Origin of the sequence: Bradyrhizobium sp. R2.2-H (genome assembly GCF_004346455.1) — a bacterium.
In the GTDB taxonomy this organism is placed as follows: domain Bacteria; phylum Pseudomonadota; class Alphaproteobacteria; order Rhizobiales; family Xanthobacteraceae; genus Bradyrhizobium; species Bradyrhizobium diversitatis.
This window is the reverse complement of record NZ_SMBR01000015.1, coordinates 90,448-106,547: the sequence shown is the minus strand read 5'-3', so window position 1 is coordinate 106,547 and position 16,100 is coordinate 90,448. Positions and strand designations below refer to the sequence as shown.

The following is a 16,100-nucleotide window of genomic DNA, read 5'->3' as shown; positions in this document are numbered from 1 at the left end:
GCCGGGATCCATGCTGCTCGACTTGCTCTTCGGAGATATGGGCCCCGGCTCTGCAGCGCACCGCTGAAGAGGCGCTGCGCTGCGTCCGGGGCACGAGAGCATCTCACCGCTCCGCCCGATCGACCTCCCCCAGCAGCGGCGAGTTCGACCACGGCACCTGATTGTTCTTCGTGGCCGACACCAACCTCAGCCTGCACCCGCCTCAACATCTTCTGCGCCTCCACGCCCGGCGTGCCGAGTTGGCGCGAGAGCGGCGGAGCACCGCGAGCTCGCGCCTTCGCCGTCGGGTGGAACCTCTCCTGGCGCGGTCGCGTAGCCCATCAGCGGCGGCTCGCCGCGGACGGAACGGGGCGCCGGACGTATACGCTATTCCCTGAGTGGGCAGAATTTGCTAGGACATGGAGCCCAATCTTTCTGCCCACTGTGTCCCACCCGATGAAGAACGACGAAATCCTGAGCCAGATCACGGAGTTCTGCCGCAAGGCGGACATGGCGGAATCGACGTTCGGCCGGCGCGCGGTGAATGATGGGAAGCTGGTGCATCGCCTGCGCGAGGGGAAACGCATCACCATCGACACCCTGGAGCGGATCCAGGCCTATATGGCCGCATCGATCGCCGGCGGCATGCCGCCGCCGCGGGGACTTCAGGTCCCGCCCGAAAAGCGCGATCCACGCGGCAATTTCCGGTTCTTCGAGAACCGCCAGAAATACCTGCTGTTCGTCCACACCTGCAGCGAAAAGCGAGTGATCGCAGACAGGGTCGCGCTGGAACTGGCCTCCATCCATCCGCGCCCGCCGGCCTTGCGCCTGTTCGATGCCGGCGTCGGCGACGGCACGGTGCTGGCGCGGGTGCTGCGCGCAACGCATCAGCGCTTTCCGCACATGCCGTTCTATGTCGCCGGCAAGGAGCTCAGTCTGGAGGACCTGCGCCTGACCCTGGAAAAGGTGCCGGATCGCATTTTCGAGCATCCGGCATCGGTATTCGTCTTCACCAACATGTTTTACGCGGAGGCGCCCTGGCTCACGCCGGCATCGCCGGCTGCGGCGGCCGCTACCGTCTGGCACGAGGTGCCGCTCCGCGGCGCTTCGTCGGGCGAGTTCGAGCAGCAGATCGCGGAGCTGAGGCCATTCCTGGAGCAGAACTGGCGCGCCGCGATCAGCCCCCGCACCGCCATGCCGCTCTACGAGCGGCCCGTCGTCCTCGTGCTCTATCGCGAGGACCACAGGTTTCTTCTGGATGCGACCATTCCGCGGCCGGGCCAGGCCGAGGCCAATTTCGACCTCGTCATCGCTTCCCAGCCCTACCGGGCCCTGTCCTCGGTCAATTTCCGGGCCAAGCGCATCATTGCCCCCCTGGCGCGGGCGCTTCGACCGGGGGGGCGGCTGATCGGAATCCACTCCCACGGCCAGGATCCGGGCATGGAAATGATCCAGGCGATCTGGCCGGGAGAAAACCCTTTCTCAGTGAGCCGTCATGAGCTATTGCGCGCAGTTAAGTATGAACTTGGATCGGTGGGCCGCGACTTAAATTTTAATGCCTACGCGGACAACCGTTCGATCTTCAGGTATGATATGGAAGCTCTGCCCAACGAGGTCACGGGCACTATCGGAACCTCGACGGCCTTTGCAGCGTGGAATGCGGCAGTGTATGTCGCTCAGATTGAGGACGACCGGTTGACGGAAATGACTCAAAACAGCCGCACCCTGGACGCCGCCAGGGACGTGCTGCGAAAGTACAATGGGCTCTGGTTTCTCGACGAATCCTACGTCATCTCGCGCCGGCGTGATTGACATCATTAAAGGTAAACATCGCAAACGCCCGCCGGCTAGCGGCGGAACAAGGGGTTACTGATGCGCGCGTCCTATCTCTTCACCAGCGAGTCCGTGTCCGAGGGCCATCCGGACAAGGTCTGTGACCGGATCTCCGACGAGATCGTCGACCTGTTCTATCGCGAAGGGCCGAAGGCGGGCATCGATCCGTGGGCCATCCGCGCCGCCTGCGAGACGCTCGCAACCACCAACAAGGTGGTGATCGCCGGCGAGACTCGCGGTCCGGAGTCGGTGACCAACGAGCAGATCGAGAGCGTCGTCCGGGGCGCGATCAAGGACATCGGCTACGAGCAGGAGGGCTTCCACTGGAAGACCTGCGACATCGAGATCCTCCTGCATCCGCAGTCGGCCGACATCGCCCAGGGCGTCGATGCGCTTCAGCCGGGCGAGGTCAAGGAAGAAGGCGCGGGCGACCAGGGCATCATGTTCGGTTACGCCACCAACGAGACGCCCGACCTGATGCCGGCGCCGATCTTCTACGCCCACAAGATCCTGCGCCTGATCTCCGAAGCCCGTCACTCCGGCAAGGAGAAGGTGCTGGGCCCGGATTCCAAGAGCCAGGTCACCGTGCAGTACGAGAACGGCAAGCCGGTCGCCGTGCGCGAGATCGTGGTCTCGCACCAGCATCTGGTCGAGGACCTCACCTCCAAGCAAATCCGCGACATCGTCGAGCCCTATGTGCGTGAGGCGCTGCCGAGGGACTGGATCACGCCGAAGACGATCTGGCACATCAATCCGACCGGCAAGTTCTTCATCGGCGGTCCCGACGGCGACACCGGCCTGACCGGCCGCAAGATCATCGTCGACACCTATGGCGGCGCGGCCCCGCACGGCGGCGGCGCGTTCTCCGGCAAGGATCCGACCAAGGTCGACCGCTCGGCGGCCTACGCTGCGCGCTACGTCGCCAAGAACATCGTCGCGGCCGGTCTTGCCGACCGCTGCACGCTCCAGCTCGCCTACGCCATTGGTGTCGCGCGTCCGCTGTCGATCTACATCGACACCCACGGCACCGGCAAGGTGTCGGAGGATCAGCTCGAGAAGGCGGCGGCGCAGGCGATGGATCTGACGCCGCGCGGCATCCGCAGCCATCTCGACCTCAACCGCCCGATCTACGCGCGGACGTCTGCCTACGGCCATTTCGGCCGGACGCCCGACAACGAGGGCGGCTTCTCCTGGGAGAAGACCGATCTCGTCGAGCCGCTCAAGCGCGCACTCTAGTTCTAGTTCTCTTGCGTCATCCGGGTTCGCTCGTTTCACGAGCGTCCCGGAATGACCAGCCAACAAACAGGAACCCCCTATGAACGCGAAGCCCGGCTTCACCGATTACATCGTCAAGGACATTTCGCTCGCCGATTTCGGCCGCAAGGAGCTCTCGCTGGCCGAGACCGAGATGCCCGGCCTGATGGCCACCCGCGAGGAGTACGGCCCGAAGCAGCCGCTGAAGGGCGCGCGGATCGCCGGCTCGCTGCACATGACGATCCAGACCGGCGTGCTGATCGAGACGTTGGCCGCGCTCGGCGCCGACATCCGCTGGGTCTCCTGCAACATCTATTCGACGCAGGATCACGCTGCCGCCGCGATCGCGGCCGCCGGCATTCCCGTCTTTGCCGTCAAGGGCGAGACGCTGACCGAGTACTGGGACTATACCGCGAAGCTGTTCGACTGGCACGGCGGCGGTCACCCGAACATGATCCTCGACGACGGCGGTGACGCCACCATGTACGTCCATCTCGGTCTGCGCGCCGAGAACGGCGACGCCGCCTTCCTCGACAAGCCCGGCTCCGAGGAAGAGGAAGTCTTCTTCGCGCTTTTGAAGAAGCAGCTCAAGGAGAAGCCGAAGGGTTACTTCGCCGCCATCGCCAAGAGCATCAAGGGCGTGTCCGAGGAGACCACCACGGGCGTGCATCGTCTCTATGACATGCAGAAGGCGGGCACGCTGCTGTGGCCGGCCATCAACGTCAACGACAGCGTCACCAAGTCGAAGTTCGACAACCTCTATGGCTGCCGGGAATCGCTGGTCGACGGCATCCGCCGCGGCACCGATGTGATGTTGTCGGGCAAGGTGGCGATGGTCGCCGGCTTCGGCGACGTCGGCAAGGGCTCGGCCGCCTCGCTGCGCCAGGCCGGCTGCCGCGTCATGGTGTCGGAAGTCGATCCGATCTGCGCCCTGCAGGCCGCGATGGAGGGCTACGAGGTCGTGACCATGGAAGACGCCGCGCCCCGCGCCGACATCTTCGTCACCGCCACCGGCAACAAGGACATCATCACCATCGAGCACATGCGCGCGATGAAGGATCGCGCCATCGTCTGCAACATCGGTCACTTCGACAACGAGATCCAGATCGCGGCGCTCCGCAATCTGAAGTGGACCAACATCAAGCCGCAGGTCGACGAGATCGAATTCCCCGACAAGCATCGCATCATCATGCTGTCGGAAGGCCGCCTCGTGAACCTCGGCAACGCCATGGGCCATCCGTCCTTCGTGATGTCGGCATCCTTCACCAACCAGACGCTGGCGCAGATCGAGCTGTTCGCCAACAACAAGGACGGCAAGTACGAGAAGAAGGTCTACGTGCTGCCGAAGACGCTCGACGAGAAGGTCGCCCGTCTGCACCTCGCCAAGATCGGCGTGAAGCTCACCGAGCTGCGCAAGGACCAGGCCGACTATATCGGCGTGAAGCAGGAAGGTCCGTACAAGTCGGATCACTACCGGTACTGATCTGCTGGTTCGATCGATCTCGACGCGAAGCCCCGGAGCGGTCCGGGGCTTCGTTGTTTTCGGCGCATGGAATTCGGCTCGCCTTTTAGTTGCTGCACGGCTGATTGCCAATTGACGGCCAGCAGCGGCGGGCAGACACTCGCCGGCGGCGGAGGAAACCATGCAACCAGAACATGTCGACGTCCTCATCGTCGGTGCCGGCCTGTCCGGCATCGGCGCGGGATATCATTTGCAGACCAGGTGTCCGACCAAGAGCTACGTCATCCTCGAGGGGCGCGACTGCATCGGCGGCACCTGGGACCTGTTCCGCTATCCCGGCATCCGCTCCGACAGCGACATGTTCACGCTCGGATACTCGTTCAAGCCGTGGACGGATCCGAAGGCGATCGCCGACGGGCCGCAGATCCTGAACTATGTGCGCGAGACCGCGGCCGAGAACGGCATCGACAGGCACATCCGCTATCATCATCGCGTCAAGCGCGCGTCGTGGTCGACGCCTGATGCACGCTGGACCGTCGAGGCCGAGCGCATCTCGGGCGAGGGCGCGACCGAGCTCGTGCGGTTCACCTGCAATTTCTTATTTCTGTGCTCGGGCTATTACAAATACGAAGCGGGCTACACGCCGGAGTTCAAGGGCACGGCGGATTTCGCCGGCCGCATCGTGCATCCGCAGAAGTGGACCGAGGACATCGACTACGCGGGCAAGCGTGTCGTCGTGATCGGCTCGGGCGCCACAGCGGTGACCCTCGTGCCGGAACTCGCCAAGAAAGCGGCGCAGGTCACCATGCTTCAGCGTTCGCCGACCTATGTGGTGTCGCGCCCTGCTCAGGATCCCCTCGCCAACAAATTGCGCCGCAATCTGCCGGCGCAGCTCGCCTATCATCTGATCCGCTGGCGCAACGTGATGTGGGGGATGTTCTTCTTCCAGCTCAGCCGGCGCCGGCCCGCGAAGGTGAAGGACCTCATCCTCAAAGGCGTGCAGATGGCGCTTGGCCCCGGCTATGACGTCGCCACACATTTCACGCCCCGCTACAATCCCTGGGACCAGCGGCTATGCCTTGTTCCCGACGGCGATCTGTTCAAGGCGATCCGCGAGCAGCGCGCCTCCGTCGTCACCAGCGAGATCGACACGTTTACCCGCGACGGCATCCGTCTGAAGGACGGAAGCGAGCTTGCGGCCGACATCATCGTGACGGCGACCGGGCTGGTGCTCCAGGTCGTCGGCGGTCTCGATGTCAGTGTCGACGGCCGCACCGTCGATTTCGCCAATACGCTGACCTACAAGGGCATGATGTATGCCGACGTGCCCAACATGGCTTCGGCGTTCGGCTACACCAATGCATCCTGGACGCTGAAATGCGATCTCACCTGCGAATATGTCTGCCGGCTCATCAACTACATGGACCGGTATAATTTCCGCCAGTGCATGCCGCACAATGACGACCCCGAGATCACCGCGCAGCCCTCGCTCGATTTCACCTCGGGCTACGTGCAGCGCTCGGTGGCAAAACTGCCGAAGCAGGGTTCCAAGCGGCCGTGGCGGCTGCACCAGAACTACGCGCTCGACATCGTCTCCCTGCGCTTCGGCCGGATCGACGACGGTGTGATGCAATATTCCTGATCGCGCCGCCGATCGCCTCTATGCCTTGCGTGTCGTGAGCGCGAACCCAAGATCGATCGCGAGCGCCAGCACCGCTGCGCCGCCGCCGAGGCCGAACAGCAACAGGTAGTCGCCGCCCGTCTGGGCGTAGATCCAGGAGAAGCCGTAAGCGGCGGTCGCCTGGAACAGCGCAAAGCTGGTGGTGGCATGGCTCCATATCGCGCGTTGCTGTAGGCTGGAGTGAGGCACGAGCTCATGGATGCGACCCAGCACCAGCGGTACGATGCCTGGCGTGAAGCCGCCGACCACGACGCTCGACACGATCAATGAAACCGGCGCGGTGCTGACGGTTGGCAGCAGCACGGCTGCCGCCTCGATCAGGAAGGCCGCGCGCAGGGCCGGGCCGAAACCCGAGCGGTCACCGACATGACCAGTGATCAACGGGCCGACGATCGCGGCGAGACCGTACAGCACCCAATAGCGCGATCCCGCGGCAATGCCCTGGCCAAGGCCGCGCGCCACGAAGTCGACGATAAAGACCATGTGCGGCACCAGCGCCACGGCGTTGAGGCCGTACTGAACCAGCAGCGCGCGGGCGGCCGGCGAGACGCGATGAGGTTTGGCTGGATGCGAAGGCGCAGCATCGGCCTTGATCTCAGCAGGCCAGTTCCACCAACTTGCGAGCGTGAGCAGGGCGGACAGCATGCCGAGGCCATACCAGCTCTGCTGTAAACCCTGTTGCAGCAACAATGGCACCAGCGTGCCCGATGCCGCGACGCCGAGGCCGACGCCTGCGAAGATCACACCGCCGACGATGCCGCGCCGTGCGGCCGATGTATGTGGCAGAATGACGGACGCCGCCAGCACCATGATGATGCCGCCGGTGAGGCCGGCGAGGAAGCGCCACGCGAAAAACCAGCTGAACGACAGCGGGGCCGAACTGGCGAGGAAGGAGAGGGTGGCGAGCAGCATCATCGCCCGTAACGCGCGGACCGCGCCGATGCGGGTGGCAAGCGCTCGTGCTGCGAGCGCGCCGGCGAGATAGCCGGCGAGGTTCGCAGCGCCGAGATAGACGACGTCGGATGCGCTGAACCATTTTGCGGCGATCAAAGCCGGGATCAGCGGCGTGTAGGAGAAGCGGGCGAGGCCAAGCCCGACCAGCGATGCGGACAAACCCGCCACGGCATACCGCCAGGTTGTTCGTGAGGCCGAGTCCGGCCGCGGTTGCGGGTGGGTCTCGAGGTGTCGCTTCGTGTCTGCGTTGGTCATGTCATCCTCCTGCGCGAGGGGGCGCGGATCATCCTGTCCGGGCGGCGCGGCTGCGCCTGAATTCCCGCACCGGCAGGCCGCCCCAGCCCCAATTGTCGGTGTCCACTTCCTCGATCACCACAAAGGTGGAATCGAACGGCTTGCCGAGCACGTCGAGCAGGAGCTGGCTCGAGCCCTTGATCAGCGCGGCCTTCTCCTCCGCAGTGAGCGACGCCGCTTCCGGCGTCGTTCCCTCGCGGGTGACTTGAATGGTGACGATGGGCATCGTGCTTCTCCTCGTCTCAATGGCCGGCGCTCTGGCCGCCGTCGACATGCAGGATTTCGCCGGTGACGAAGGAGGCCCCCTCGAGATAGAGCACCGCATCGACGATGTCGGACATCTCGCCCATGTGGCCGACCGGGTGCAGCGCACCGAGCTGCGCATGCGTCGCGACCGGATGCATCGGCGACTTGATGATGCCGGGTGAGACCGCGTTCACGCGGATGCCGCGCTTGGCGTACTCGATCGCGAGCGATCTGGTCGCAGCGTTCAGCCCGCCCTTGCTCAGCGAGGCCAGCACGGATGGCACGTTGGAATTGGCTTGATCCGCCAGCGTGGTCGTGATCTGCACCACGTGGCCGGATCCCTGCTTCTCCATCTCGGCGATGGCGAGCTGCGTGATGTTGAAGAAGCCCGCGACGTTCGTTCCCATCACCGCCGCATAGTCCTCGGCCGTGTATTGCGTGAACGGCTTTGCGACGAAGATGCCGGCGTTGTTGACCAGCGTGTCGACCCGGCCGAAGCGGGCGATCGCCTGCGAGACGACGCGCTCGGCAGTGGAGCGGTCGGCGATGTCGCCGGGAACGGCGAGGACATCATCGTCACCAGACGGCTTGATGGAGCGCGCCGTGGCGACGATGCGGTAGTTGCGATCGCGAAAACCCTGGACCAGGGCGGCGCCGATACCCTGCGATGCACCGGTGACGATGGCGACCTTCTGCTCGATACCCATGATGGGCTCCTGTTGTTGGCTTTGAGATCTGCGCCAGCGGCGGCTGGCTTGCGTGCTGAGGTACGCCGCGGCGGCCCGGTCGCGAATAGCCGCTGTCCGGCACACAGTCTTTCGCCGCGCGAACGAATGCGGGGCCGGCGCCCGGCGGTAGTTGTCGAGGTTGCGGCGAACGCCTAGCCTGCGAGCGGAAGCTCAGAGCAAGACGGGAAGGGAATGGATCGTCTGGATGCGATGAATGTGTTCGTCCTGGCCGTGGACGAAGGCAGCTTGGCCGCCGCAGGACGCAAACTCGGCCGCTCGCCGGCCGCGGTGAGCCGGGCCATCGCCTTTCTGGAAGAACGCGTGGGCGCCGAATTGCTGCACCGGACCACGCGCTCGATCAAGCTGAGCGAGGAGGGGGAGCGCTATGCCGCGATCTGCCGCCGTGTGCTCGCCGAGCTGGAGGAAGCCGACGACATCGCGGCCGGACCGCGTACGGCGCCGCGCGGCCTGCTCACGATCACGGCTCCCGTGGTCTCGGGGGAGATGGTCTTGCGGCCGATTCTGGATGCGTTTCTCGATGCCTATCCCACCGTGTCGGCAAAGCTCCTGCTGTTCGATCGCGCGGTCAATCTGATCGAGGAGGGGATCGACGTCGCGCTTCGCATCGGTCCCTTGGCGGATTCGGCGATGATTGGCATGCGGGTCGGAGAGATCAGCCGCGTCGTGGTGGCAGCGCCACGCTATCTGAAGCAGCATCCGCGCATCGCCGAGCCCGGCGATCTCGCCAAGCACCAGATCGTCGCCATGGCGCATCTGCCCAATTCCTGGACCTTCGCGCCACAGGCGGCTTCATCGGTGCCGCGCTCGGTGCAGTTCACCCCGCGGCTCGTCGTCAACAGCACCTATGCGGCAGTGGCCTCCGCCGTCGCCGGGCGGGGCGTGGCGCGGATGTATTCGTACCAGGTCGCCGAACAGGTCGCGCGCGGCGAGCTCGAGATCGTCCTGGCCGGCGACGAGGACCCGGAGATGCCCGCGCATTTGATCTGCCCGAAGGGCCGGCTCTCGGTGCCGAAGGTGCGGGCCTTCACCGACTTCGCGGTGCCCCGGCTGAAGAAGCAGTTTGCGCTCCTGAAGAAGAGCATCAAGGCGCGCTGAGCCGCTTCGCGCCCCCGCAATGCGTTGTTTTGCGTATACGGCGGCCCGGCTGAATCGGCGAGGGTTCCAAAACGGTTAACGCCGATTTAACGGATGAGTCCTAGCCTGTCTCGGCCGGGGTTACTCGCAAAGCCGAGGTGAGCCCAATGGAAGCCCAGAAGATCGCGGTCGACGCCGTCGTCGCGCTGACCGATTGCGACCGCGAGGCCGTCATCGCCTTCATCCGCCGCCTCTACCTGGCCGGCGTCACCGATCCCAAGCGCCTGACCTTCAAGGGGCTGCAGGCGCTGTCGCGGGCTTGATTCGGACGGTTCCGGCCCTTTCAACCCCGAGTTCCCGGCCGAACGCTCTCCCCAGCGTGATTGCAACCCTCCGGTGAATATCTTGTCGCTCGGGCCCGGCCGGAGTAGATGACGTCCCCGGCTGGGTTCACTTGGGAACTGGGGAAATGCTGAAACAGCTTTTTGCGCCGCAACTTGTCATTCTTTATGTGCTGGCGGCCTCGACGATTTACGTTCACTACCGCGGCAAGCAGCGGCTGCGCTTCGCGCGCCAACTCGGCGATCACTCGACCTATCTCGCGCCCTACAACGTGCTGATGTACGCCGGCTCGGCCGTGCCGAACAAGCCGGTGATCCCGGTCGAGCAGTTTCCGGAGCTGAAGCCCCTCAGCGAGAATTGGGAGACCATCCGAGACGAGGCGGTGCGCCTGTTCGACGAAGGCTTCATTCGCGCCGCGGCGAGGAACAACGATTGGGGCTTCTACTCGTTCTTCAAGAGCGGTTGGAAGCGGTTTTACCTGAAATGGTACGACGACTTCCTGCCCTCGGCACGCACGCTGTGCCCGAAGACGGTGGAGCTCCTGAACGCGATCCCGAGCGTGCACGGCGCGATGTTCGCGATGCTGCCCCCGGGCGGCAAGCTCGGTGCCCACCGCGATCCCTTCGCGGGCTCGCTGCGCTATCATCTTGGCCTCGTCACCCCGAACTCGAACAAGTGCCGGATTCTCGTCGACGGCGTCGAATGCGTCTGGCGCGACGGTGAGGCCTTCATGTTCGACGAGACCTTCATCCACAGCGCCGAGAATGCGACCGACGTCAACCGCATCATCCTGTTCTGCGATGTCGAGCGTCCGATGAAGTACGGCTTCATGACCGCGATCAACCGCTGGGTCAGCCATCACATCGTCAAGGCGTCGGCGACTCAGAACGTCGATGGCGAGAATGTCGGCGTGCTCAACAAGATGTTCGGCAAGCTCTACGAGATCCATCTCGCCAGCCGCAAGGTCAAGGAGTGGAACCGCAACGTCTACTACACGCTGAAATACTCGCTGACGGCGCTGATCCTCGGCCTCATCGTGTGGTCCGCGCTGCGTTGATCGGGCGGCGATGCGCCTTCGCGAAATGGAAAGCCCCGGAGCGTGCTCCGGGGCTTTTGCTTTGGGATGTTCGCCGCTGCTACTCCGGCTGGCCGATGCTCACCTTCAGCGTGCCGACGCCGTCGACGCCGCATTCAAGCTTGTCGCCGGGTTGGAGCTGCGACACGCCGGCGGGCGTGCCGGTCATGATGATGTCGCCGGCGGCGAGCTTCACCTGCTGCGAGAGTTGCCAGATGATTTCGGGCACGTTCCAGATCAGCTCGGTGAGGTCGCCCTTCTGCGCTTCCTTGCCGTTGACCGTCAGCCAGATCTTGCCCTTGGAAGGATGGCCGATTTTCGAGGCCGGCTGAATCGCGGAGCAGGGCGCCGAATAGTCGAACGACTTGCCGATCTCCCAGGGACGCTCCTTCTTGCGCGAGGCGATCTGGAGGTCGCGGCGGGTGAGATCGATGCCGACGGCGTAGCCGTAGACGTGGTCCAGCGCCTTGTCGGCGGGGATGTTGAGGCCGCCGCTCTTCATCGCGACGATCAGTTCGACCTCGTGATGCAGGTCCTTGGTCAGCGGCGGATAGGGAATAGTGGCGCCATCGGGCACCAGCATGTCGGCGTGCTTGGCGAAGAAGAACGGCGGGGCGCGCTCGTCATTGCCCATCTCGCGGATGTGCTCGAGATAATTGCGGCCGACGCACCAGATGCGGCGCACCGGATAACGGCCGCTCTCGCCGACGACGGGAAGCGAAGCCTGGGGCGGAAGCGGGATGACGTAGGAGGCGGCGTTCATGTAAGGTCTCGCGGCTCTTGAGGTGAAGAGAATTCTAGGCGGTTGCGCTGATCGGCGCCAGCTCCAAGGGGCTGCTGTCCCGATGCTGCAACCGGAAGAACGAGGCATAGCGCCCGCCGCGCCGGAGCAGCTCGTCATGCCGGCCCTGCTCGACGATCTCGCCGCCCTCGACCACCAGGATGGCGTCGGCGTGCATGATGGTGTGCAGGCGGTGTGCGATCACGATGGTGGTGCGGTTCCGGCAGAGATGCTCGATCGCCTCCTGCACCTGCCGCTCGGATTCGGAATCGAGCGCGGCGGTGGCTTCGTCCAACAGGATGATCGGCGCGTTCTTGATCAGCGCGCGGGCCACCGCGATGCGCTGGCGCTGGCCGCCGGAGAGCTGCGTGCCGTGCTCGCCGACCGGCGTGTCGTAGCCGAGCGGGAAGCCCATGATGAAGTCATGCGCGCAGGCGGCCTTCGCGGCGTCGACGATCTCGTCCTCGCTCGCGCCCGGCCGGCCGAAGGCGATGTTGCTGCGGATGGTGTCGCGGAACAGATAGACGTCCTGGCCGACATAGGCGGTCTGTGCCCGCAGCGATTTGCGCGAGACCGCGCCGATCGACTGGCCGTCGATCACGATGTCGCCTTGCGTCACCTCGTAGAAGCGCAAGAGCAGCGCCAGCACGGTCGACTTGCCGCCGCCGGAGGGACCGACCAGCGCGGTGACCTTGCCGGGCTCGGCCGTGAAGCTCATGCGGTTGAGCACGGTCTCGCCGTCGCGATAGGAGAAGCTGACGTCACGCAGCTCGATGCGGGCATCCGAGAGCTTCAGCGACGGCTTGTCGTCGTCGGACTGCTCACTCGCCGGGCTGTCGACGACTTCGAGCAGCATGCGCGCGCCGACCAGCTGGCTGTTGAGGTCGATGTTGAGCCGCGCCAGCCGCTTGGCCGGCTCGGTCGCCATCAGGAACGCGGTCATGAAGGAGAAGAACGCGCCGGGCGTGGCGTTGAGCGCGACCACGGCATAGCCGCCGTACATCAGGCAGCCGGCGACCGCGAAGCCGCCGAGCATTTCCATCAGCGGGTTGGAGCGGTTGGCGACGCGGGCCATCTTGTTGGCGTTGCGCTCGACGACCGCGATGTTCTCGTCGATGCGCTTCTGCATGGTCTCTTCGAGCGTGAACGCCTTGACGGTGCGGATGCCCTGCAGCGATTCCTGCATCGTCTCCATGATGTCGGCGGTGCCGGTGAACTGGTTGAAGGCGAGGCCCTTGATGCGCTTGACCAGCTTGCGCAGCACCAGCATTGCCGGCGGCACGGCGACGAGGCCGATGAACGACATCAGCGGATCCTGCCATACCATCACGCCGATCATGGCGAGCAGCATCAGGAGGTCGCGCCCGATGGCGTTGACCAGCATGTTGAGCACGTCGGTGATGGATTTGGCGCCCGCCGTCAGCCGGGCCAGGAACTCGGACGAATGCCGCTCGGAGAAGAAGCCGACGGCCTCGCGCATCAGCTTGGCGAACAGCTGGCGCTGGTTGGCGGCAAGAATCGCGTTGCTGATCTTGGTCAGGATCACCATGTGGCCGTAGGTCGCCACGCCCTTGATGAAGAGCAAAGCGACCGTCAGCCCTGAGAACATCGCGATGCCCGGGATGTTCTTGTCGACATAGGCCTGGTTGATGACCTGGCCGAGCACATAGGTCGCGGCTGCGGTCGCGCCGGCGGCGAGCGCCATCAGCGCGAAGGCGACGAGGTAGCGCCGCCAGTAGACGATGCCCTGTTCCGTGACCAGGCGGCGAATCAGGACCGCTGCCGCGTAGGGATCGTCGGTGATTTTCTTTGGAAACTGGGCCATCCGGTGTCCATTGACGGCGCGGGACAAAACCTGCCTGCGCGTCAGGGATCGATGGGCCTCTGTGCCCGCTCAGCTGCGGTTTTTCAAGCCCAATTAAGGGCTTGCGCTTGGGATGATTCTAGGCCGAGACGGCGTGGCGGAGTTCGCCATGGCGTTCGCGGAACAGCCTGTCCTCCCAGGCCAGGGCGTGCGCCGCAATAGTCTCGAGGTCGTCATATTGCGGCCGCCAGTCGAGCAGGCTGCGGATGCGGCTGGTGTCTGCGACCATGGTCATGATGTCGCCGGGCCGGCGCGGGGCGTACTGCACGGCGAAGCTGCGGCCCGAAACCCGCCGCACGGCGTCGATGGTCTCCAGCACCGAATAGCCGCGGCCGTAGCCGCAATTCAGCGTCGTCGAGGCGCCGCCGCTGCGCAGGTAGGTGAGCGCCGACCGGTGGGCCTGCGAGAGGTCCGTGACGTGGATGAAGTCGCGGATGCAGCTGCCGTCCGGGGTCGGATAGTCGGTGCCGAAGACGTCGATCTTGGCGCGCTGGCCGGTGGCGGCTTCCACCGCGATCTTGAGCAGGTGCGTGGCGCCGACGGTGGCGAGCCCGATGCGCGCCTGCGGGTCGGCGCCGGCGACGTTGAAGTAACGCAACGTCACGTATTGCATGCCGTAGGCGGCGGCGACGTCGTGCAGCATGATCTCGGTCATCAGCTTCGACGAGCCGTAGGGCGACAGCGGCCGCGTCGGCGCGTGCTCGGGCACCGGCACCTGGTCCGGATTGCCGTAGACGGCGGCGGTCGAGGAGAAGATGAAGCGACCGATGCCGCGCTTGACCGCGACGTTGAGCAGGTTGCGCGCAGTCGTGAAATTGTTGCGGTAGTAGCCGAGCGGATCGCGCATCGAATCCGGCACGACGACCGAGCCTGCGAAATGGATGATGCTCTCGACGTCGTGCTGGGCGATCACGCCTTCGAGCAGGTTTTCATCGCCGGCATCGCCGATGAACAGCGGCACGCCTTCGGGCAGGTAAGCGGAGAAACCGGTGGAGAGATCGTCGATCACGACGACGTCCTCGCCGGCTTCCGCCAGCGCCAGGACTGTGTGACTTCCGATGTAGCCGGCGCCGCCGGTGACTAGCACAGTCATGATCTCACCCGTCTTCGATCAACGCACAAACTAGCGCTCGCGTGGTGAAGAGGGGGTATCGGCGCGGCTGAACTGGTCACTATGCTTAATGTTGCGTATAGGGACTTTGCGAAATGGAGTGTGACGTGGCGAGTTTCCCCGGCGATCTCGAATTGATCGTGCCAAATCTGCACAGGCGCTATTCCGGGGTCACCGCGACCAACCGGATGGTGGCGCCGCGGCTGGCGAAACTGTATCGCGCGGCCTGGTTCGGATCGGACGCGCCGGAGGGGATCGCGCGGCTGAGCGTTGCCGATTTTCTGAAACTGTGGCGCCGCAAGCGGCCCGTGATCTGGCATGCGCGCCGCAACAACGAGATGATCGCAGGCCTCGCGTTGCGCGCGCTCGGCTGGCCGCTGAAACTCGTGTTCACCTCGGCGGCGCAGCGGCATCACAGCTGGATCACGCGCTGGCTGATCCGGCGCATGGACGCGATCATCGCAACGAGCGACATCTCGGCCTCGTTCCTGAAGGTGAAGGCGACGGTGATTCCGCACGGCGTCGACACCGACGTCTATGCGCCGCCGACCGATCGCGCTGCGGCGTTCGCGGAAGCCGCGCTGCCGGGCCGCTACGCCATCGGCTGCTTCGGCCGTGTGCGCGCGCAGAAGGGCACCGACCTGTTCGTCGATGCGATGTGCCGCCTGTTGCCGCGCTATCCCGATTTCACCGCCGTCATCGTCGGCCAGGTCACGGCGGAGCAGACGCCCTTTGCCAACGACCTGAAGAAGCGCATCGAAGCAGCTAACCTGCAATCGCGCATCGTCATCACCGGCGAGTTGCCGATCGAGGCGGTGCAGCGCTGGTATCAGCGGCTGACGATCTACGCCTTCACCTCGCGCAACGAAGGCTTTGGGCTGACGCTGATCGAGGCGATGGCGGCGGGCAGCGCGCTCGTCGCGTCACGCGCCGGCGCGGCCGAGCTCGTGGTGGAGGATGGCGTCACCGGCGTGCTGGTCCCGCCGGGTGATGCCGACGCGCTCGCTGCGGCGCTGGAGCCGCTGATGCGCGATGTGGCCGCTGCGGCAGCGATGGGCGAGCGGGGACGCCGGCGCGTGCTCGAGAAGTTCAGCCTCGATGCCGAAGCGGCGCGGATCGGCGAGGTCTATCGGCCGCTGCTCTGACGCGGTTTCGCCGGTCGCAAACAAAAACTGCGAAAACAACCCCATGCACAGTAGCCGGGGTTAGGAGAATCAATGGCTTGGCGGTCGGTGCGGTCTCTTGCGGATTTTGCGAAGTCGATTTGACCCGTCGGGCAAAACAGTGCTAGACAGGTATCGTCCCAGAATGCCCGATTACCCGTAGCTGCGGACCGGCAGTCCGCGCGCCGTGGCGAATGGACCATTCACCATCTGATCGAATCGGCGTCTCGCCGCGCTG

Annotated in this window: 14 protein-coding genes and 1 pseudogene; 8 read left to right on the top strand and 7 right to left on the bottom strand. The window is 64.9% G+C overall.

Features of this window, described 5'->3' with window-relative positions:
* Positions 1–103: 103 nt before the first annotated feature.
* Positions 104–318, bottom strand: a pseudogene (locus tag EDE08_RS39220) (caspase family protein); the annotation flags it as partial.
* 117 nt (positions 319–435) lie between these two features.
* Between EDE08_RS39220 and EDE08_RS31370 the strand changes: the two are divergent.
* The 4 genes from EDE08_RS31370 (at position 436) to EDE08_RS31355 (ending at position 6,170) form a co-directional block, all read left to right on the top strand.
* Positions 436–1,791: a hypothetical protein gene (locus EDE08_RS31370; protein WP_061878907.1), complete on the top strand. Its 1,356-nt coding sequence runs from the start codon at positions 436–438 to the stop codon at positions 1,789–1,791.
* Positions 1,792–1,851: 60 nt separating this feature from the next.
* Positions 1,852–3,048 (top strand): methionine adenosyltransferase, encoded by a 1,197-nt coding sequence (metK, locus tag EDE08_RS31365; protein WP_061878852.1) that lies wholly within the window; start codon positions 1,852–1,854, stop codon positions 3,046–3,048.
* 79 nt (positions 3,049–3,127) lie between these two features.
* Positions 3,128–4,549, top strand: coding sequence for an adenosylhomocysteinase (ahcY, locus tag EDE08_RS31360; RefSeq protein ID WP_126255762.1), 1,422 nt, complete (start codon positions 3,128–3,130; stop codon positions 4,547–4,549).
* A gap of 160 nt (positions 4,550–4,709) precedes the next feature.
* On the top strand, positions 4,710–6,170 hold the full coding sequence (locus tag EDE08_RS31355; protein ID WP_131872958.1) for a flavin-containing monooxygenase: 1,461 nt from the start codon (positions 4,710–4,712) through the stop codon (positions 6,168–6,170).
* 18 nt (positions 6,171–6,188) lie between these two features.
* On the opposite strand, the gene EDE08_RS31350 is transcribed toward EDE08_RS31355, so the two are convergent.
* From EDE08_RS31350 to EDE08_RS31340, 3 genes are read right to left on the bottom strand one after another with little or no spacing between them, the layout of a single operon-like run.
* On the bottom strand, positions 6,189–7,418 hold the full coding sequence (locus tag EDE08_RS31350) for a YbfB/YjiJ family MFS transporter (protein WP_131872956.1): 1,230 nt from the start codon (positions 7,416–7,418) through the stop codon (positions 6,189–6,191).
* Positions 7,419–7,446: 28 nt separating this feature from the next.
* Positions 7,447–7,683: a tautomerase family protein gene (locus EDE08_RS31345; RefSeq protein ID WP_165936285.1), complete on the bottom strand. Its 237-nt coding sequence runs from the start codon at positions 7,681–7,683 to the stop codon at positions 7,447–7,449.
* A gap of 16 nt (positions 7,684–7,699) precedes the next feature.
* The gene (locus EDE08_RS31340; protein WP_131872952.1) at positions 7,700–8,410 is read right to left on the bottom strand and encodes an SDR family NAD(P)-dependent oxidoreductase; all 711 of its coding nucleotides are present in this window, start codon (positions 8,408–8,410) and stop codon (positions 7,700–7,702) included.
* A gap of 213 nt (positions 8,411–8,623) precedes the next feature.
* Between EDE08_RS31340 and EDE08_RS31335 the strand changes: the two genes are divergently transcribed.
* The 3 genes from EDE08_RS31335 to EDE08_RS31330 all read left to right on the top strand — a co-directional run bounded on the left by EDE08_RS31335 (position 8,624) and on the right by EDE08_RS31330 (position 10,925).
* Positions 8,624–9,547 carry a LysR family transcriptional regulator gene (locus EDE08_RS31335; protein WP_131872950.1) on the top strand — a complete coding sequence of 308 codons (924 nt, stop codon included), beginning with the start codon at positions 8,624–8,626 and terminating at the stop codon, positions 9,545–9,547.
* A 146-nt stretch (positions 9,548–9,693) separates the two neighbouring features.
* A complete protein-coding gene (locus EDE08_RS38670) occupies positions 9,694–9,849 on the top strand; it encodes a hypothetical protein (RefSeq protein ID WP_162832013.1) in 156 nt (51 codons plus the stop codon).
* A gap of 146 nt (positions 9,850–9,995) precedes the next feature.
* Positions 9,996–10,925 (top strand): aspartyl/asparaginyl beta-hydroxylase domain-containing protein, encoded by a 930-nt coding sequence (locus tag EDE08_RS31330; RefSeq protein ID WP_131872948.1) that lies wholly within the window; start codon positions 9,996–9,998, stop codon positions 10,923–10,925.
* Between the two features lie 79 nt (positions 10,926–11,004).
* On the opposite strand, the gene EDE08_RS31325 is transcribed toward EDE08_RS31330, so the two are convergent.
* The 3 genes from EDE08_RS31325 to galE form a co-directional block, all read right to left on the bottom strand.
* Positions 11,005–11,706, bottom strand: coding sequence for a fumarylacetoacetate hydrolase family protein (locus EDE08_RS31325; RefSeq protein ID WP_061878860.1), 702 nt, complete (start codon positions 11,704–11,706; stop codon positions 11,005–11,007).
* A gap of 34 nt (positions 11,707–11,740) precedes the next feature.
* Positions 11,741–13,549: an ABC transporter ATP-binding protein gene (locus EDE08_RS31320; RefSeq protein ID WP_131872946.1), complete on the bottom strand. Its 1,809-nt coding sequence runs from the start codon at positions 13,547–13,549 to the stop codon at positions 11,741–11,743.
* Between the two features lie 118 nt (positions 13,550–13,667).
* A complete protein-coding gene (galE, locus tag EDE08_RS31315; protein ID WP_131872944.1) occupies positions 13,668–14,681 on the bottom strand; it encodes a UDP-glucose 4-epimerase GalE in 1,014 nt (337 codons plus the stop codon).
* A gap of 125 nt (positions 14,682–14,806) precedes the next feature.
* Between galE and EDE08_RS31310 the strand changes: the two genes are divergently transcribed.
* The gene (locus EDE08_RS31310; RefSeq protein WP_131872942.1) at positions 14,807–15,844 is read left to right on the top strand and encodes a glycosyltransferase family 4 protein; all 1,038 of its coding nucleotides are present in this window, start codon (positions 14,807–14,809) and stop codon (positions 15,842–15,844) included.
* Positions 15,845–16,100 lie beyond the last annotated feature (256 nt).